The organism is Formosa sp. Hel1_33_131 (genome assembly GCF_001735745.1).
In the GTDB taxonomy this organism is placed as follows: domain Bacteria; phylum Bacteroidota; class Bacteroidia; order Flavobacteriales; family Flavobacteriaceae; genus Hel1-33-131.
In genome coordinates, this window is record NZ_CP017260.1 from 93,518 (window position 1) to 111,246 (window position 17,729).

The 17,729-nt window shown below is 35.4% G+C and carries 19 protein-coding genes; 9 read left to right on the forward strand and 10 right to left on the reverse strand.

Annotation, left to right across the window (positions count from 1 at the left end):
• Window positions 1–180: 180 nt before the first annotated feature.
• Genes FORMB_RS00435 through FORMB_RS00445 form a run of 3 tightly spaced genes read left to right on the forward strand, consistent with a single transcriptional unit; the run spans window position 181 to window position 1,655 of the window.
• Window positions 181–921, forward strand: coding sequence for a YqjF family protein (locus FORMB_RS00435; RefSeq protein ID WP_069675581.1), 741 nt, complete (start codon window positions 181–183; stop codon window positions 919–921).
• Entirely contained in the window at window positions 902–1,246 is a 345-nt protein-coding gene (locus FORMB_RS00440) for a cupin (RefSeq protein ID WP_069675582.1), read from the forward strand. Before FORMB_RS00435 ends, FORMB_RS00440 begins: the two co-directional genes overlap by 20 nt.
• Window positions 1,227–1,655, forward strand: coding sequence for a group III truncated hemoglobin (locus FORMB_RS00445; RefSeq protein WP_231925555.1), 429 nt, complete (start codon window positions 1,227–1,229; stop codon window positions 1,653–1,655). The genes FORMB_RS00440 and FORMB_RS00445 overlap by 20 nt, the downstream gene beginning before the upstream one ends.
• An 84-nt stretch (window positions 1,656–1,739) precedes the next feature.
• Here the strand turns inward: FORMB_RS00445 and rpsA are convergent, their stop codons facing one another.
• The 6 genes from rpsA to FORMB_RS00475 form a co-directional block, all read right to left on the reverse strand.
• Entirely contained in the window at window positions 1,740–3,569 is a 1,830-nt protein-coding gene (rpsA, locus tag FORMB_RS00450) for a 30S ribosomal protein S1 (protein ID WP_069675583.1), read from the reverse strand.
• Between the two features lie 185 nt (window positions 3,570–3,754).
• Window positions 3,755–4,438 carry a (d)CMP kinase gene (gene cmk / locus FORMB_RS00455; protein WP_069675584.1) on the reverse strand — a complete coding sequence of 228 codons (684 nt, stop codon included), beginning with the start codon at window positions 4,436–4,438 and terminating at the stop codon, window positions 3,755–3,757.
• On the reverse strand, window positions 4,438–5,463 hold the full coding sequence (porQ, locus tag FORMB_RS00460; RefSeq protein WP_069675585.1) for a type IX secretion system protein PorQ: 1,026 nt from the start codon (window positions 5,461–5,463) through the stop codon (window positions 4,438–4,440). The genes cmk and porQ overlap by 1 nt, the downstream gene beginning before the upstream one ends.
• Before the next feature lie 73 nt (window positions 5,464–5,536).
• The gene (gene lon / locus FORMB_RS00465; RefSeq protein ID WP_069675586.1) at window positions 5,537–7,984 is read right to left on the reverse strand and encodes an endopeptidase La; all 2,448 of its coding nucleotides are present in this window, start codon (window positions 7,982–7,984) and stop codon (window positions 5,537–5,539) included.
• 158 nt (window positions 7,985–8,142) lie between these two features.
• On the reverse strand, window positions 8,143–9,459 hold the full coding sequence (locus FORMB_RS00470; protein ID WP_069675587.1) for an MFS transporter: 1,317 nt from the start codon (window positions 9,457–9,459) through the stop codon (window positions 8,143–8,145).
• 67 nt (window positions 9,460–9,526) lie between these two features.
• Window positions 9,527–10,342 (reverse strand): M48 family metallopeptidase, encoded by an 816-nt coding sequence (locus tag FORMB_RS00475; RefSeq protein ID WP_069675588.1) that lies wholly within the window; start codon window positions 10,340–10,342, stop codon window positions 9,527–9,529.
• A gap of 149 nt (window positions 10,343–10,491) precedes the next feature.
• On the opposite strand from FORMB_RS00475, the gene msrB (FORMB_RS00480) reads away from it, so the two are divergent.
• The 6 genes from msrB (FORMB_RS00480) to lpdA all read left to right on the forward strand — a co-directional run bounded on the left by msrB (FORMB_RS00480) (window position 10,492) and on the right by lpdA (window position 14,411).
• Complete coding sequence (gene msrB, locus FORMB_RS00480) at window positions 10,492–10,965, forward strand: peptide-methionine (R)-S-oxide reductase MsrB (RefSeq protein ID WP_069677841.1); 474 nt, start codon at window positions 10,492–10,494, stop codon at window positions 10,963–10,965.
• Window positions 10,958–11,338, forward strand: coding sequence for a peptide-methionine (R)-S-oxide reductase MsrB (gene msrB / locus FORMB_RS00485; RefSeq protein ID WP_069675589.1), 381 nt, complete (start codon window positions 10,958–10,960; stop codon window positions 11,336–11,338). The genes msrB (FORMB_RS00480) and msrB (FORMB_RS00485) overlap by 8 nt, the downstream gene beginning before the upstream one ends.
• A 249-nt stretch (window positions 11,339–11,587) precedes the next feature.
• Window positions 11,588–11,839, forward strand: coding sequence for a hypothetical protein (locus FORMB_RS00490; RefSeq protein ID WP_069675590.1), 252 nt, complete (start codon window positions 11,588–11,590; stop codon window positions 11,837–11,839).
• A complete protein-coding gene (locus FORMB_RS00495; protein WP_069675591.1) occupies window positions 11,827–12,120 on the forward strand; it encodes a type II toxin-antitoxin system RelE/ParE family toxin in 294 nt (97 codons plus the stop codon). The genes FORMB_RS00490 and FORMB_RS00495 overlap by 13 nt, the downstream gene beginning before the upstream one ends.
• Before the next feature lie 296 nt (window positions 12,121–12,416).
• On the forward strand, window positions 12,417–12,977 hold the full coding sequence (locus FORMB_RS00500; RefSeq protein ID WP_069677842.1) for a DUF1572 family protein: 561 nt from the start codon (window positions 12,417–12,419) through the stop codon (window positions 12,975–12,977).
• Between the two features lie 57 nt (window positions 12,978–13,034).
• Window positions 13,035–14,411 carry a dihydrolipoyl dehydrogenase gene (lpdA, locus tag FORMB_RS00505; RefSeq protein WP_069677843.1) on the forward strand — a complete coding sequence of 459 codons (1,377 nt, stop codon included), beginning with the start codon at window positions 13,035–13,037 and terminating at the stop codon, window positions 14,409–14,411.
• A gap of 53 nt (window positions 14,412–14,464) precedes the next feature.
• Here lpdA and aroQ read toward each other — a convergent pair whose 3' ends face one another.
• The 4 genes from aroQ to FORMB_RS00525 all read right to left on the reverse strand — a co-directional run bounded on the left by aroQ (window position 14,465) and on the right by FORMB_RS00525 (window position 17,639).
• Window positions 14,465–14,881: a type II 3-dehydroquinate dehydratase gene (gene aroQ / locus FORMB_RS00510; protein WP_069675592.1), complete on the reverse strand. Its 417-nt coding sequence runs from the start codon at window positions 14,879–14,881 to the stop codon at window positions 14,465–14,467.
• Window positions 14,882–15,052: 171 nt separating this feature from the next.
• On the reverse strand, window positions 15,053–15,580 hold the full coding sequence (locus FORMB_RS00515) for an outer membrane beta-barrel protein (protein ID WP_069675593.1): 528 nt from the start codon (window positions 15,578–15,580) through the stop codon (window positions 15,053–15,055).
• A gap of 342 nt (window positions 15,581–15,922) precedes the next feature.
• Entirely contained in the window at window positions 15,923–16,426 is a 504-nt protein-coding gene (locus tag FORMB_RS00520) for a hypothetical protein (RefSeq protein ID WP_069675594.1), read from the reverse strand.
• A 178-nt stretch (window positions 16,427–16,604) separates the two neighbouring features.
• The gene (locus FORMB_RS00525; RefSeq protein WP_069677844.1) at window positions 16,605–17,639 is read right to left on the reverse strand and encodes a porin; all 1,035 of its coding nucleotides are present in this window, start codon (window positions 17,637–17,639) and stop codon (window positions 16,605–16,607) included.
• Window positions 17,640–17,729 lie beyond the last annotated feature (90 nt).

The following is a 17,729-nucleotide window of genomic DNA, read 5'->3' on the forward strand; positions in this document are numbered from 1 at the left end:
AAGCGGCTTTTTTTTGGTATATTTATAATTAGAAAAAGCCCCAACGCCAATTCTTCTGAACGAATTAAGTAACCAAATTATACGATTGCTTTTTGTAAATGAAACATATCTAATTTTTGAGATTGGTATTTTTTACTATTATTGTGTTTCTTTTGGAATTGGGAGTTATTTTTAGAAATAATGAATATTAAAGAACTCTTACATAACACAGCGCATAGACCTTGGAATATTCCATCTGAACCTTGGAAATTTTATCAAGAATGGAATCAAGCCATATTTCTTCATTGGCAAGTTGAACTAGATGATTTAAAAAAGTTTCTTCCAAAAGGATTAGAAATTGATCTTTACGATGGAAAAGCATGGGTATCTGTTGTAGCATTCACTATGGAAAATATTAGACCAAAAAACTTTCTATCATTTTTACCAATTTCAAATTTTGATGAAATCAATATCAGAACTTATGTGAAAAAAAATAATAAGTCAGGAGTCTATTTTTTAAGTATTGAAGGAGGTAAACGTTTGTCTTGTGAAATAGCTAAAGGAATTTCTAAACTTCCCTATCGGTTTTCAAATATGAAAAGAACTAATAATACATATACTTCATATAACTCACAATTCAAAGATCAATTCGAAGTTACTTATGATATTGGAGAAGTAAATAATAATAAAGATTCATTAGATAAATGGTTAACTGAAAGGTATGCTCTTTTTCAGGACACTAAAAAAATCCTTAATAAATTTGAAATTCATCATCTAGAATGGTCATTACGAAATATTGAATTAAAAAAAATTAATATTAATTATAAAAAATTCAACAAATTAATAATAAGTAAACCAAATAAAATTCACTACTCTTCAGGTGTAAAAGTAGTGGCTTGGGATAAACAAACTATAGATAATTATGAAAACAGCATCCCTTAACGACGCACTCCAGTTTAACCGCGACCGAATTACGACCAGCGTCATCTTAGAAACTTCCTTTTCAAAAGAAATCAGAATACTGCTGGCAAAAGATCAGAAAATGAAGGAACACAAAACCCCTTTTCCCATCGGGGTTCATGTCTTAGAAGGTGCAATCGATTTTGGAGTTGAAGGTGAAATATCTTCTTTGGAAAAAGGAGCTATTATTGCTTTGAAAGGAAATATCCCTCACAATTTAACAGCTTTAAAAGACAGTGTGATTCGTTTAACACTCTCAAAATTAGACACCGCAAAACGTGTAGAAAATGTCGCTGAAACCTCCTAAAATCAAAGTTATGAAACCGATAGAAACCAGAGAAGACGTCCAGTTCTTAGTCCATACCTTTTATTCTAAAATTAGAAAAGACGAATTGTTAGGCCCCATATTCAATTCTCATATTAGTGAAGATGAGTGGTCATCACATCTTATAAAATTGACTGATTTTTGGGAAACCAATTTATTTGGTGTGCGAAAATTTAAAGGAAATCCTACTCAGAAACACCTTAAGGTGGACAAAAATTTAGACTATACAATAGACCCACTGCATTTTGGCAAATGGCTGCAATTATGGCTGGAAACAATCAATGAATTGTTTGTTGGCGACCGTGCGGACAAAGCCATCTACATGGCCCGTAAAATGGCGACAGGTCAGTATTTGACCCTGTGGCATCAAAAGCCGGATGACAAAAAATAGTAAGACACTTAATGAAAAATTAAACATAAAAAAAGAGCCTAATCAATTGAGAAGGCTCTTTTAAATTATAAGACTTGGTTGGGATTATTTCCCGTCCATTTTGTCTTTAAGTGCTTGTAAAGCATCATTGGCATCTCCTAAAGTAGGTTTTGCTTCTGCTGCACTACTTGCTGCTTTTTTAACGGCTGCTTTCACATGCTTCACTTCTTCTGCTTTAAAAAGAGCAGTGTGAGAAGCCACAACACGTTTGAATTCTTTATTGAATTCAATGATTACAAACTCAGCTTCTTCACCTTTTTTGAGCTTATTCCCATCCTCTTTTTCAAGATGACGTGAGGGCACAAATGCAATAACATCTTCATTGAATTTCACTGTAGCACCTTTGTCAACAATCTCTTCAATTGAAGCTGTATGCTTAGTGTTTAAAGCAAATTCCGTTTGATATTTATCCCAAGGGTTATCTGTTGTTTGTTTATGACCTAAGCTTAATTTTCTAGCTTCTACGTCTAATTCAAGAACAACAACTTCTAAGTTATCTCCTACAGCACAAAATTCGCTAGGATGTTTCACTTTCTTAGTCCAAGATAAATCAGAGATGTAAATCAATCCATCAATACCTTCTTCTAATTCAACAAAAACACCAAAGTTTGTGAAGTTTCTTACAATTCCTGTATGCTTAGAAGCAACAGGGAATTTAGAAGTAATGTCTGTCCAAGGGTCAGCAGATAATTGCTTGATACCTAATGACATTTTACGATCTTCTCTATCTAAAGTTAAGATCTGAGCTTTAATTTTATCGCCTACTTTAACGAAATCTTGTGCAGAACGTAAGTGAGTTGACCAAGACATTTCAGAAACGTGAATTAAGCCTTCTACTCCTTCTACAACTTCAATAAATGCGCCATAATCAGCAATGACTACAACTTTACCTTCAATTTCGTCTCCAATTTTAACCTCTTCGCCAAGAGCATCCCATGGGTGTTTGCTTAATTGTTTAAGACCTAATTGAATTCTTGATTTATTTTCATCAAAGTCAAGGATTACAACGTTTAGTTTTTGATCCAGTTCTACAATCTCACTTGGATGATTGATTCTAGACCAAGAAAGGTCTGTAATATGAACTAAACCATCTACGCCACCAAGATCCATAAAGACCCCGTAAGAGGTGATATTTTTAACCACTCCTTCAAGAACTTGACCTTTTTCTAATTGACTGATAATTTCTTTCTTCTGGATTTCGATATCCGCTTCAATAAGCGCTTTATGCGAAACAACAACGTTTTTGAATTCGTGGTTGATTTTAACCACTTTGAATTCCATTGTTTTGTTTACATACTGATCGTAATCTCTAATTGGCTTCACATCGATTTGTGATCCTGGTAAGAATGCTTCAATACCAAATACATCGACAATCATACCACCTTTGGTACGACATTTAACAAAACCGTTTACAATTTCTCCAGTTTCATTCGCAGCGATCACACGATCCCATGCTTTGATAACTCTAGCCTTACGGTGAGAAAGAATCAATTGACCTGTAGCATCTTCACGCACATCAATTAAAACTTCTACTTTGTCTCCAATAGTAAGGTTTGGATTGTAACGAAATTCGTTTAATGAAATAACCCCTTCAGATTTTGCATTGATATCAATAATCGCATCACGATCAGAAATATGAATAACAGTACCTTCAACAACTTGATCATCAAGAGTGTCTACAAAATTACTTGCAACTAACTTCTCAAATTCATCAAGTTTAGCATCGTCCACAGGGTCAATACCCTCTTCGTAATTATGCCAGTTAAAATCTTTTAGGAATTGCTCAGGATTTGCTTGAGCTTCGTTTACTTCTGGAGTTTCTACTGCGGTAGTTTCTGCAGTTACTTCTTCCACATTTGTGTTTTCTTCAGCCATGGCTGTTTTAAAATTTGTATTTTACAGAAGCTAAATTCGATTAAGCCCTTCTATAAAAGCGTTATTAATTAAAGTTATTTCCTTTTACTGAATCTATTATTTGCTAAAAGGAGTGCAATGTTACGATTTATCCCTAATGATTCCAAATGATTTCTTATCTGTTTTTAAGGGAGAGGCTATGAATGTTATAGTTTTGAATTTACAAGTGCTAAAACTTGTTCAAATTGCTGCTCCAAACTTAGATTTGAATTGTCAATTTCAATGGCATCATCGGCTTTAAAAAGCGGAGAATCTTCTCGTGTAGAATCGATATGGTCTCTAGAAGTAATGTTTTCAAGAACAGCTTCAAAAGTGACCGCTGTGCCCCCTCCTATCAGTTCGTCATAACGACGTTGGGCACGTGTATCTGCTGAGGCGGTCATAAACAGTTTCAATTCAGCATCAGGAAAAACCACAGTACCAATATCTCTACCATCCATCACAATTCCTTTATCAGCCCCCATTTGTTGCTGTAAGGCGACCAATTGTTGGCGCACTTCTGGGACTGCTGCTACTGTACTCACAGTATTTGAAACTTCCATGGTACGAATTTCGGTATCCACATTCACGCCATTCAAGTAAATTTCAGACGCTTTTAAAGATTCATTGTATTGAAAAGTCACTTTAATCAATGGCAACTGATTTATCAGTGCTGCTGTATCAAGAACCTTGTCTTGAATTAATTTATGTTGTAAGGTATATAGAGCGACTGCGCGGTACATCGCCCCAGAATCCACATATACATATTGAAGCTTTTGTGCTAATTGTTTAGCGAGCGTACTCTTCCCTGTTGAAGAAAAACCATCGATGGCAATTGTTATTTTTTTCACTATTGTAAATTTATTTGAAGTCCTAGAAAACTTGTATTTGCCGCCGATGAATAGCGTGCATGTGTGTAACTAAACCTCAATTTATTAAATTTCAAGCCAATCCCAAAAGAAAGCCCTGAAAAATTTCGTTGTTCTAAAATCTTTAACTCCGCTGCCCTTCTAAAACTATACCCCACTCGAATGTTAAATCCTTTATCTGGGAATAATTCTAATCCGAGAATGGTATGCCGTATTATATTGCTAAAAAACCCGACTTCTTCGGGGGTTTGCGTACCATTTAAATCGGTCGTACCACGGGCGGGATTCTCAGTGGCTATGGGCCATTGTTGTAAATTCTCTAATGTCAAATGCCATCTTAACGGCACATTTTCAAGTTTTTGAGAAAATCCAAGATCAATTTCAAATGGCAATGATTCTTTCACACCTGCATAGGTTGTTAATTGCATTCCAAAATTACGAATCACCAATGCCGCATTAAAATCTAAGTACTCATTTATATATATAAAACCCACATCGGTAGCAATTCCTAAGGAATTATATTGTTCTAGTTTAGAAGATATCAATTTAAGATTTGCCCCTGCATAAAAATCTGAATAGCCTATTTGAGTTGCATATCCGACGGAAAAAGCAGCTTCGCTTCCTGAAAATTCCCCTGTACTTATTCCATTTTCATCATAGCCATCAAAACTACCATAATTCACATAAGTCATTCCAACATGAAAGGTTTGCGTTCTTCGATCCCATGTGTACGCATAGGCGGCTGTTCCGTAACTAATATCTCCTAAATAACTCGAGTAATTCACTGCCAATTGGTTGTCCATTTCTACATTAATAGTCGCAGGGTTGTACAATGCTTGTGTGACATCATAGTCCACATTCGTAATGGATTTACCTCCTAAGGCAGCTTGGCGTGGTGAGGATATTAAATTTAGAAACTGGTATGTAGATTCGCCTCCTAATTGCGCGTGCACAGCACTACTACAACTCAGAACCAAAAAAAACGACACCAATATCCTCATTCGCATGCAAAAATATATAAATCAATTCTAAAACGAATATTAGAAGGGTTTATTTTGAGCGGAGCCCAAATATTAAAAATTAGAGTGTTTTTGCGTTTTTTACTTTTTGATTTGTGATCGCGATATCGATGACTTCACTCATTTCTGAAACAAAATGAAATGTTAAGCCCTTTAGATACGTTTGATTGATATCTTCAATATCACTTTTGTTTTCTTTAGAAAGAATGATCTCTTTGATCTTAGCACGTTTGGCAGCCAAAATTTTCTCTTTGATACCCCCTACCGGAAGTACTTTTCCTCGCAAAGTAATTTCGCCTGTCATTGCTAAACTCTTCTTTATTTTTTTCTGTGTAAATAAAGACACCAAAGAAGTTAACATCGTAATTCCGGCACTTGGACCATCTTTTGGAGTGGCTCCTTCTGGAACGTGGATGTGTACATTATAGCTGTCAAAAATATCTGATTTTAAACCATATAAATCCGCATTTGCTTTGATATATTCCATCGCAATAGTTGCCGATTCTTTCATTACTTTTCCTAAATTCCCAGTGATATTTAAAGTCCCTTTTCCTTTAGATAAAATAGATTCAATAAATAAAATATCACCTCCTACACGTGTCCATGCCAATCCAGTAACGACACCAGCAACATCATTATTTTCGTATTTATCACGCTCTAGTTTTGCACTGCCTAAAACTTTAACAATCGCTTCGTTGGAAACCTTAACTTCGTATGTTTCTTCCATCGCAATATTTTTGGCTGCATAACGCACCATTTTAGCGATTTGTTTTTCAAGTCCACGAACTCCTGATTCTCTTGTATAACCTTCCACTATTTTTTCTAATTGAGGTTGTGCAATTTTGAGATCGGAAGTTTTCATTCCGTGTTCTTTAATTTGCTTAGGTAAAAGGAATTTCTTTCCTATTTGAACTTTCTCTTCAATGGTATATCCACTTACATTAATAATCTCCATACGATCTAAAAGCGCAGGCTGAATGGTGTTCAAACTGTTTGATGTGGCTACAAACATCACTTTTGAAAGGTCATACCCCATTTCTAAAAAGTTGTCGTAAAACTCCGAATTTTGTTCGGGATCTAAAACTTCTAACATTGCCGACGACGGATCTCCTTGATTGGAGCTCGATAGCTTGTCAATTTCATCCAACACAAAAACAGGATTGGAAGTGCCTGCCTTTTTTAAACTTTGCAAAATTCGTCCGGGCATGGCGCCAATATATGTTTTTCTGTGACCTCTTATTTCGGCTTCATCTCGAAGGCCTCCTAAAGAAATTCTCACATATTCTCTTCCCAAAGCTTCTGCGATGGATTTCCCTAAGGATGTTTTACCAACACCTGGAGGTCCATATAAACAAAGGATCGGAGATTTCATGTCATTTCTAAGTTTCAAAACTGCCAAATATTCAATAATTCGACGTTTGACTTCTTCTAAACCAAAGTGATCGCGGTCCAATATTTTTTGAGCGCGTTTCAAATCAAAATTATCTTTACTAAAAGAATCCCATGGTAAATCTAAAAACAGGTCTAAATAATTACGTTGAATTGAATACTCCGCTACTTGTGGATTCATGCGTTGTAACTTTCCAATTTCTTTATTAAAATGTGCCTCTACCTTTTCATTCCATTTCTTTTTAACGGCACGTGCTTTCATTTCTTCAATTTCCTCCTCATAGCTCACCCCTCCCAATTCTTCTTGAATGGTTTTGATTTGCTGTTGTAAGAAATATTCGCGCTGTTGCTGATTCATGTCGCTTTGCACTTTGGACTGAATGTCGTTTTTGAGTTCTAAGCGTTGAAACTCAACATTCATGTGCTTTAAGGTCAATAAAGCACGTTCTTGAAGGTCATGGACTTCTAGTAATTTCTGTTTTTCAACAACCAATAAATTCATGTTTGAAGACACAAAATTGATCAAAAACGAACTGCTTTCAATGTTTTTAATCGCAAAAGATGCTTCACTAGGAATCGTTGGACTTTGCTTGATGATTTGAAGGGCAAGGTCTTTAATCGACTCTATAATTGCTGGGAACTCCGTGGTGCTTAAAGGGCTCACTTCAGGAACATCCTGAATTTTAGCAACCATATAAGGGGTTTCTGAAACCATTTCAGAAATTTCAAATCGTTTTTTCCCTTGAATGATGACGGTCGTATTTCCGTCGGGCATTTTAAGCACTTTTAAAATACGTGCAACGGTTCCTGTTCTATAGATGTCATCAATGCTAGGGTCTTCTACAGTCTCATCTTTTTGAGAGACCACTCCAATCACTTTTGAACCTGAATTTGCTTCGTTAATTAATTGGATGGACTTGTCGCGCCCTGCTGTAATTGGGATGACGACTCCTGGAAATAAAACAGTATTCCGTAGGGAAAGAATCGAGATTGTTTCTGGAAGGGATTCATTTTTTATAGCTTCTTCGTCTTCAGTGGTCATTAACGGAATTAACTCTGAATTTTCATCAAAGTCTTGTAATGACAAATTGTCAAGCATTGTAAATTTTGATTTGCTCATAGGTATATTAGGTCATTCTGTCATAAAACAGAACTGATTTGATATTAATAGTTCGTACAAAACGGAAGTTATCTTCTTTTAACAGAGTAGAGACTTTCGTTCAGATCAATAAAGTTCAATTGTTATGCCAATTTAAGTTTTGACGGAATTAATAAGAATTATTTGACATATTCCGTGGCTTTGACACGGCTTAAAACAATGTAGGCAATCGCAAAAAAGACTGCCAATGAAAGCACCGAATATTGCATAGAATTTGTAATTGAATTGAGCAACCCAAATACAAACATCCCTAATACAATCGCTAATTTTTCGGTGACATCATAAAAACTAAAATAAGTGGCGTGGTCATGTGTATCTGGTAACAACTTAGAGTAGGTCGAACGTCCAATGGATTGGGTCGCCCCTAGAACTAATCCTAGGACAATGCCCAAGCCATAAAAGTAGTAATCAACATACGCTTGACTCTTATCTAAAGAAAAGGCTAAAAAACAAACGCCTAACCATATAATAAGGGTCAGTTTTAAGGTTCTGATGTTTCCGATTTTAGTGGATAATCTTGAAAATAAATAGGCCCCCAAAATAGCAACTAGTTGAACGAGTATAATCGTAAGAATTAAATTTATAGTTGGCAACCCGAGTTCATTACTTCCAAAAATCCCAGCCATCAACACAATGGTTTGAACCCCCACACTAAAACAGAAAAAGGAGACTAAAAAGTATTTTAGTTGGGGGTAATTGATTAGTTCTTTCAAAACGATTTTCAATTCTTTAAGGCCTTTCCATATAAAGTCTTTTTCTGGTTTACGATCAAACACATTGTTTGGCAATCGACGGTACGTGAATTGAGCAAAGCCCAACCACCAGATACCCACCAATAAAAAGGTAATTCGAGTTGCTAAAGCTTTGTCCGGAATTCCAAATAATTCTGGTTTTTCTACCATAAAAAGACTAAAAACAAGTAATATGACGGAGCCTGCATACCCATAAATAAATCCTTGAGCACTGACTTTATCTTGTTGTTCTGGAAAAGCGACTTCAGGTAAGTAAGCATTGTAAAACACCAAACTTCCCCAAAATCCGATGCTTGCCAAAATGGTAAATGTGAGTGCCACCCATAAAGTTTCAGGACCTGTAAAAAAGAACAAGCACATTACGGAGAGTGCTCCCAAGAGGCAAAAGAATTTTAAAAATTTTAATTTATTCCCCATATAATCTGCAATAGCAGAGAGGATGGGTGAACAGCAGGCCACTATTAAAAAAGAGAATGACAGTGTATAATCGTATAAGCTAATTGGATCCCAGAACATCCCTAAATAGGAAATATCGCCAGCATCGTTTGCAAATGAACTGGTCATACTATCGTAATAAATGGGGAATATTGCCGTACTAATTACTAGAGGATAAACGGAGTTCGCCCAGTCATAAAAAGCCCAAGCTTTGGTTAGTTGCTTACTTCCTTTTTCAAATTTTTTCATAAAAAAAGCTGCTTATTTAGTTAAGCAGCTCCTAATTTAATGATTTAATTCAATTATAAAGTCAATATTACCTAAAAGATGTCACTCCAAATTTACGGGCTTCTTCTTTTGCCTTGGCTGCTAATGCTCTTAAATTGGCGATTCGAGAATCATTTGACGGGTGTGTGCTCAAAAATTCGGGAGGGCTTTTACCTCCACTATTTGCTTTCATGCGTTCCCATAATAAAGATGCTTCATCGGGGTCATAGCCAGCAATAGCTGTGAGGTATAAACCAATTTGATCCGCCTCCGTTTCGTGCGCTCGACTAAAAGGCAGCATCCCTCCAACAGAAGAGCCAACCGCGAATGCTTGCATCCACATATTTTGTTCTGACGCACTTTTATCCTTGGTAGCCATCGCAACACCAACTCCTACCCCTTGTTGAATCATGCCTGCACTCATTCGTTGCTGACCATGGTTTGCTAAAGCATGGGCAACTTCATGTCCCATAATCGCAGCAATGGCTGCTTCATTTTTAGCAATTGGTAATATACCTGTATAAAACACGATTTTACCGCCAGGCATACACCAAGCATTCACGGCTTTATCATCGACCAAATTGTATTCCCATTTATAATCTTTCAAATACCCTTGGTGGTTATTGGCATCTAACCAACGTTCTGCAGACACTGAAATTCGCTGCCCTACTCGAGTAATCATTTCTGCATCAGGAGTTCCTTTAATGACTTTGTGTTCAGATAGAAATTTATCGTACTCCGCAAAAGCCATTGGTAACAACTGTGTGTTTGGCATAAATGCCATGGTTTTTTTCCCCGTAAACGGATTGGTCGCACAAGACAAACAAAAGAGGCACACTATAAAAGTTAAAAGCTGATTTTTCATTTTTAATTGTTTTTATGTTTTTAATTAGTAAAAACGTTCTACCGATTTGACACTGAAATAAACTTATAGTCACAAATTTATGTGAAAAAAAAGTAACTGATTAAATAAATACTTATTTTTAATAAAAATTTAAAACCCTACTCATGAATATCAAAAAAATAATCTCAATTTGCATACTCAGTCTTCTATTTTCTTGTCAAACAACTGCCCAAAAAAAGGAAGTATTCCCAGTGACGAAAACCAAGCAAGAATGGAAAATGCAACTGAGTGAACTTCAATTCCGTGTCTTGAGAGAAGCCGGCACCGAACGTGCATTTTCAAGTCCTTTAAATAAAATATATAAGCCTGGAATTTACAGTTGTGCCGCTTGCAATACCCCTCTTTTTGACGGCGCAGATAAGTTTGATTCGGGTTCAGGATGGCCTAGTTTTGATAAAGAGATTAAAGGAAATGTGTCTTTTTCCGTCGATTATAATATTGGGATGGCACGCACCGAAGAACATTGTGCAACTTGTGGAGGGCATCTTGGACATGTGTTTAATGATGGACCTCGAAAAACAACTGGCAAACGGCATTGTATCAATGGCGCTGCTTTAATATTTACACCAACACCAAATGAATAAAACCGACAAAAATTGGAAAGAAGAATTAACGGATGAACAATACCGAATTCTTAGAAAAAAAGGCACTGAGATGCCACATTCAGGAACTTACAATCTACATTTTGAAAAAGGCACCTATTGTTGTGCAGGCTGTAATGAACCTCTTTTTGAAAGTAGTACCAAGTTTGATGCCCATTGTGGATGGCCAAGTTTTGATGAAGCGATCAAAGGGAAAGTTGGGTATATCTCCGATAAAACTCTCGGCATGATCCGAACCGAAATTGTGTGTAAAACCTGTGAGGGTCACTTAGGACATGTGTTTAATGACGGTCCTACCGAAACCGGCACGCGCTACTGCGTCAACTCTGTGAGTTTGAAGTTTAACGATCACTAAATCTGTACTTCCATGCTAGCTTTACAACTCTTTTACGCTAAGCTGTCCCTAATAAGGGAATGTGTTTGAAGTCCACGCTAAAGACGTGGCAGGACCACGCTAAAAGTATGGGAGGGCTTATCAAATATTTCCCTCTTTAAAAACAATAAAATAATAGTTTTTCATTACTGAAAAAAGTTGGAGTATAAATAATTTAGATATGAAAATTGACACAGTTTTATTATATTTACAATATAATATTTTAAAATTATGAACATAGAAGCAAAAAGAAATGAATTGATACAATGGATTCTTAATTTAAGTGAAGATGCTTTAAACAGAGTAGATTCAATTAAAGAGAAATTTGTAGCTGATAAAATCGTAGCTTATACAGTAGAAGGAGATCCCTTAACATTACCGGAGTATCAAGCTGAATTGGAAAAAGCTGAAAAAGAAATAGAAAGAGGTGATTACTTAACATCTGATGAATTAGAAAAAGAAATATCTACATGGGTCAAGTAGTTTGGTCTAAAAGATCTACAATTAATTTAAAGAGAATTTGGAATTTCTATGTTAAGAGGTTGAAAACAGTGTCAGGTGCTAATAGTGTAATAAATGGTATTAAGAAAACAGGAGATGCTTTGAGCATAGATGTATTATATCAAACAGAAGAAAACTTAAAATCAAATCAGTACAGAGCTGTTTATAAACATTTTAAGATTATCTATAAAATCAAAGATAATCGTGTTTTAATATTACAGATATTTGATAGTAGACAAACCCCAGACAAATTAAAATCTTAATCGACAAACAATAAGTTCTTTAATATAAAATTACAGCAAAACTACAAAAGCTGAGAAGCATTTCTATTGTAAATTAATTAATCGTTTAAATTGTTGATTATCGTAGGATAAGCTAAAATAGACTACTACCCTTTTTACGGTATTTATATGATGAATACAAAGATCGCAAAATTAGGGTGGTTGTATTTATTACTTTTTCTGCTTTTTGTAAATATCTTTGCGATATACAAAACCTACATATAAATGTCGAAAAATTTCTAAATTCATTTCATAATAAAAATCAATTCATAACAGATTTGAAAAACAAAATCACAACCCTAGAAAGTGTATCTAAAGAATTTAACTACTATAAATCTCTAGGTGAAAAAACCATTGGACAACTTTCGGATGCCGAATTGAATTGGACTCTAAACGAAGAGAGTAATTCCGTGGCTACAATTGTCAAACATCTTTCTGGAAATATGCTTTCGAGGTGGACAAATATTTTCAATGAGGATGGCGAAAAATCATGGCGAAATAGAGATCAAGAATTTAACAATGATACTTGGGATAAAGAAACTATTTTGGAACATTGGAACAAAGGATGGGATTGTTTTTTCAACACTTTTAATCAGTTGGTTGAAAAAGATTTAAATACCATAATCTACATCCGAAATCAGGGACACACAGTCCAAGAAGCCTTAAACAGGCAGTTAGCCCATTATGCCTATCATATGGGGCAACTCGTTTTTATTGGAAAACTTATCAAAAATACGGACTGGCAATGCTTGTCAATTCCTAAAGGAACCTCTGGAGATTTTAATGCTTCAAAATTTTCAAAAGAAAAAAGCAAAACACATTTTACTGAAGACCTTTAATATTACAATTAGGTTTTGTAAATTTGCAGCTTGAAACCAATTCAAAATACCGATTTTATGAGCAAATACGATGTTATCGTTTTAGGAAGTGGCCCCGGAGGTTACGTTACAGCAATAAGAGCTTCTCAATTAGGTCTTAAAACTGCAGTCATTGAGAAGGAAAGTTTAGGAGGCGTTTGTCTCAACTGGGGGTGTATTCCTACCAAAGCACTTTTAAAGTCTGCACAAGTATTTGAATACCTTAAACATGCCAATGATTACGGCTTGACGGTCAAAGAATTTGATAAAGATTTTGATGCGGTTGTCAACCGAAGTCGAAATGTAGCCGATGGCATGAGTAAAGGCGTTCAGTTCTTAATGAAAAAAAATAAAATCGATGTCATTTCTGGTTATGGAACTTTAAAGCCAGGGAAAAAAGTCGATGTTGATGGTACTGAATACAGTGCGGATCATATCATCATTGCTACAGGAGCACGCTCGCGTGAATTGCCTAATTTACCACAAGATGGTGAAAAAGTAATTGGCTACCGAAAAGCAATGACTTTAGAGAAACAACCCAAAAAATTAATAATTGTAGGCTCTGGTGCCATAGGCGTTGAATTTGCTTATTTCTATAATTCCATGGGAACGGATGTTACGGTTGTTGAGTATTTACCTCGCATTGTACCTGTCGAAGATGAAGATGTTTCTAAACAACTAGAACGTTCGTTTAAGAAAAGTGGGATTAAGGTTTTAACATCTACGGAAGTCACTTCTGTTGATACTTCTGGTGAAGGGGTCAAAGCGACGATCAAAACAAAAAAAGGAGAAGAAGTTTTAGAAGCTGATATGGTGTTATCTGCCGTTGGAATCAAAACAAACATTGAAAATATTGGTTTAGAAGATGTTGGTATTGTAGTCGATAGAGATAAAATATTAGTCAATGATTTTTACCAAACAAACATCCCAGGCTATTATGCAATTGGCGATGTAACGCCGGGGCCTGCCCTCGCGCACGTTGCTTCTGCCGAAGGCATTTTATGTGTCGAAAAAATTGCGGGGCAACATGTAGAAGCTATTGATTACGGAAACATTCCAGGCTGTACCTATTGTACTCCAGAAATCGCAAGTGTTGGACTGACAGAAGCCCAAGCAAAAGACAAAGGCATTGATATTAAAGTTGGAAAATTTCCATTTTCTGCTTCAGGAAAAGCAAGTGCTGGCGGACATAAAGAAGGGTTTGTAAAAGTGATTTTTGATGCCAAATATGGCGAGTGGTTAGGATGCCATATGATTGGTACCGGCGTCACGGATATGATTGCAGAAGCGGTCTTAGGTCGAAAACTTGAAACCACTGGCCATGAAGTTTTAAAAACAATTCACCCACACCCTACAATGAGTGAGGCAGTAATGGAAGCTGTAGCAGATGCTTATGGCGAAGTGATTCATATATAAACACAACGCACATATTATAAATTAAAGACGATCTGAAAAGACCGTCTTTTTTGTTATAAGAAACTTTGTAATGCGAGCTCGTAGCTTTGCAAACCAAACCCTAGGATCACTCCTTTGGCGTTTGGAGATATATAAGATTGATGCCTGAACTCTTCTCTAGCAAAGGTATTGGAGATATGCACTTCGATGACTGGGGTTTCAATGGCTTTGATGGCATCTCCGATTCCAACAGATGTGTGGGTATAAGCCGCTGCATTTAAAATAATACCATCGAAAGAAAACCCAACTTCTTGAATTTTATCAATCAACTCCCCTTCTATATTGGATTGAAAATATGATAATTCAAACCCTTCATATTTAGTTTTTAAATCTGTATAAAAGTCTTCAAATGATTGAGCGCCATAAATACCGGGCTCACGTTTGCCTAATAAATTTAAGTTAGGGCCATTGATGATAATGATTTTTTTCATATGTCTTTCTTATTGTTTTTTTATCCGTCATATGTGTTCGCTGTCATTCATTCTCTTGAATTACATTGTTTTTAACATGCTCGGTTCATTCCACAAAAATACAAAAGTTATGGTATAAAAAAAGAGGAAGCGACGCTTCCTCTTTGATTTAAAGTATTTAAGAATGTTTTCTTAGAACTTGTACTGAACTCCAACAGAAAACTTCATGATTGACTCAGAGTCATCAGCGTCTTCTACTGTGAAAGTAAAGTAATCTAAATTAGCAGCTAAACCCCAGTTATCCCCAAGAGAGTAGTTGTAAGTTGCGCCAATGATCCAAGCAGATTCCATATCAACATCAAGTTCTGCTCCTCCTGAATCGATAGTCGCAGAAGAAAAAGCATATTGAGGTTTGAAGTCAAAGTCACCAAAAGAAATCATTGGACCTACAGCAAAATATCCAACTCCAATACTACCATCATCAGTACCTTCTAAAGCATGACCAGTAGCACCCCAGTTTACAGTTGCTCCCCATGTTTCATTGAAACGGTAACCTGCATTGATAAGGCCTAAGTCTAAACCTGTTTTAGCTGTGTCAGCTAAATCTCCTTGTGGAATCGCTGCACCAATTGATACACCTACATACCCTTTAGAGTCTTGAGCAGACATTGTGTTTGTTAAAAACAAAGCTAGTACTGCCGTAAGTAATAATTTTTTCATAATTTTAATTTTAGTTTATTATTAATAATGTAAAATTAAACAAAATAATTAAAGATACAATTCTAAAATTCAAAAATATTGAAAATAATTACATTTTATTAATATATATTGTAGATTGGCTCTCGGGGGAATAATACGACAAACCTCTATAGATATACTGATTATACTCAGTAAAACCTAAAGTTTAAGAACTCTGAAGTGTATTCTTTTCCTTTGACGCCACGTGTATTCTAATTAGTTTGATCCAATACAGCTTTAAAATTATTGTTTAAGTAATTACAGTTAAGTTATAAACAAAAAAAAGAAGCCTAAGGCTTCTTTTTTTTGTTTAACTATTGAATATTAAAAATGTAACGCAAAACCAATGTTAAGTTGAATTAAATTTTCTTTAGAAAATTTGTCGTTCATAGATACATTGTAACGCAAACCAGGTTCAATAGAGACATTTGACCCTAAGAAAATTGCATAACCAGCTCCTAAGCCGACCCATGAAGGGTTTTCGTCATAATCTTTAATTATAGCTCCAGTATAATCAAGAGTTAAAGGAATTTTACTCATCAAGTAATACTTTGCTCCTAAACGGTAAGAAAAAACATTTTCGTCTGTTACAGAATTAGAGGCATACCCCAACCCTACTTTAATTGCAAGGTCATCCATGATAAAATAACCGCCATCAAGTCCTAATGAATATACAATTTCTCCATCAGCAGAAAGAAGTGAAAATGATGTGGTTCCCACCATTTGATTGGCAATGTTCGTTTCAATTAATAAACTTCCTTTTTCAGTTTGTGCAGTAACAGTTGTTAAAGCGAATACAGCTACAGCTGTTAATAATAATTTTTTCATAATAGTTTTGGGTTTATATGATTAATAATTCGCCAAATATATTATAAAATATCATATATAAAAAAGCCCTCAACAGATGTGAGGACTTAGTTCTGAAAAACTGTTTAAGTGAATGTTTTAAAAATTTAAACAAAAAAAGGAGCCCGTAAGGCTCCTTTTAAAAATTATAAAATGTTTGTTAGAACGAATAAACCGCTGCTAATACAAATGATGATAAGCTGTTTGAAGGCATTAAATCATTGTCCATAAAAGTAGCTTCTTCACTTGCTGAATCCAATCTAAATTCTGGCTTGATCATTAAGTTACCTACTGAATAATTTCCTGTTAAAGTTACTGCAAATACATCTGCATCGCCTTTGAAATCATAAGCGCCAATACCACCAGCACCACCTTCAGTTTCAACAAAGTACTCAGCTCTTAAACCTACAGAAAACTTATCTGAAGTCGAAACTTGAGGATACAATGCAACACCTGCAAAACTTGTGTCGATATCAATATCATCCGTAGCATCAAAATAAGCAGCGTTAATTCCTAAGAAAAAAGACTCAGAAATATCAATTCCACCTGTGAAATCAACTTCAAAAGAATCTTGAGACGCTAAGTAATTTAAGTACTGTCCTTTGTACCCAAGCTGAACACCTACTGCATAATCGCCTGTAGGATTGTACTCAGTTAAATCTGTAGGATTCATAATAGCAGCCATTAAAGTCAAATCATCACCGAAATCAAAATCAGCTTTTATTCCTGTATGACTGAACGGTCCGTAAGAAAATAAATACGACGTACTGTAGTTAAAGTTTCCAACAGGAGAAATAACTTCATACCCTAAAAAAGTATTGAAATTACCCATTGTCAAGGTCACCTTTTCGCTTACATTCCAGTAGGCATACAATTGATTGATAACGTTCGCAGAACTTGAATTCATTGGAGATGCAAAAACAGCATCCGTTCCTCTGGGTCCAAAAACCAAATCAGCAACAACTCCAACGTTAGAAGCTTCATAGCTTGCAACAATATTTGCCATTCCTAATGAAAACCCTGAAAGGTTTGCAAATGAAGACCCTGGTGCAATTGCATTTTCGTCATTTGGAGCATCTAAATTTGCTCTGTAATAAGCATCAACCGACCCACTAAAAGTCAATTTTGGCTCTTCTTCTTGACCGAATGTAAATCCTACAACGGCAAGAGATAATAAAGTAATTAATTTTTTCATAATCATTATTTTGTTTAAGATATAAGTTGCAAATTTAAACAAAAATAATATTCAAAACCTATTGATTTTTACTTTAATCGTAAAAATCAT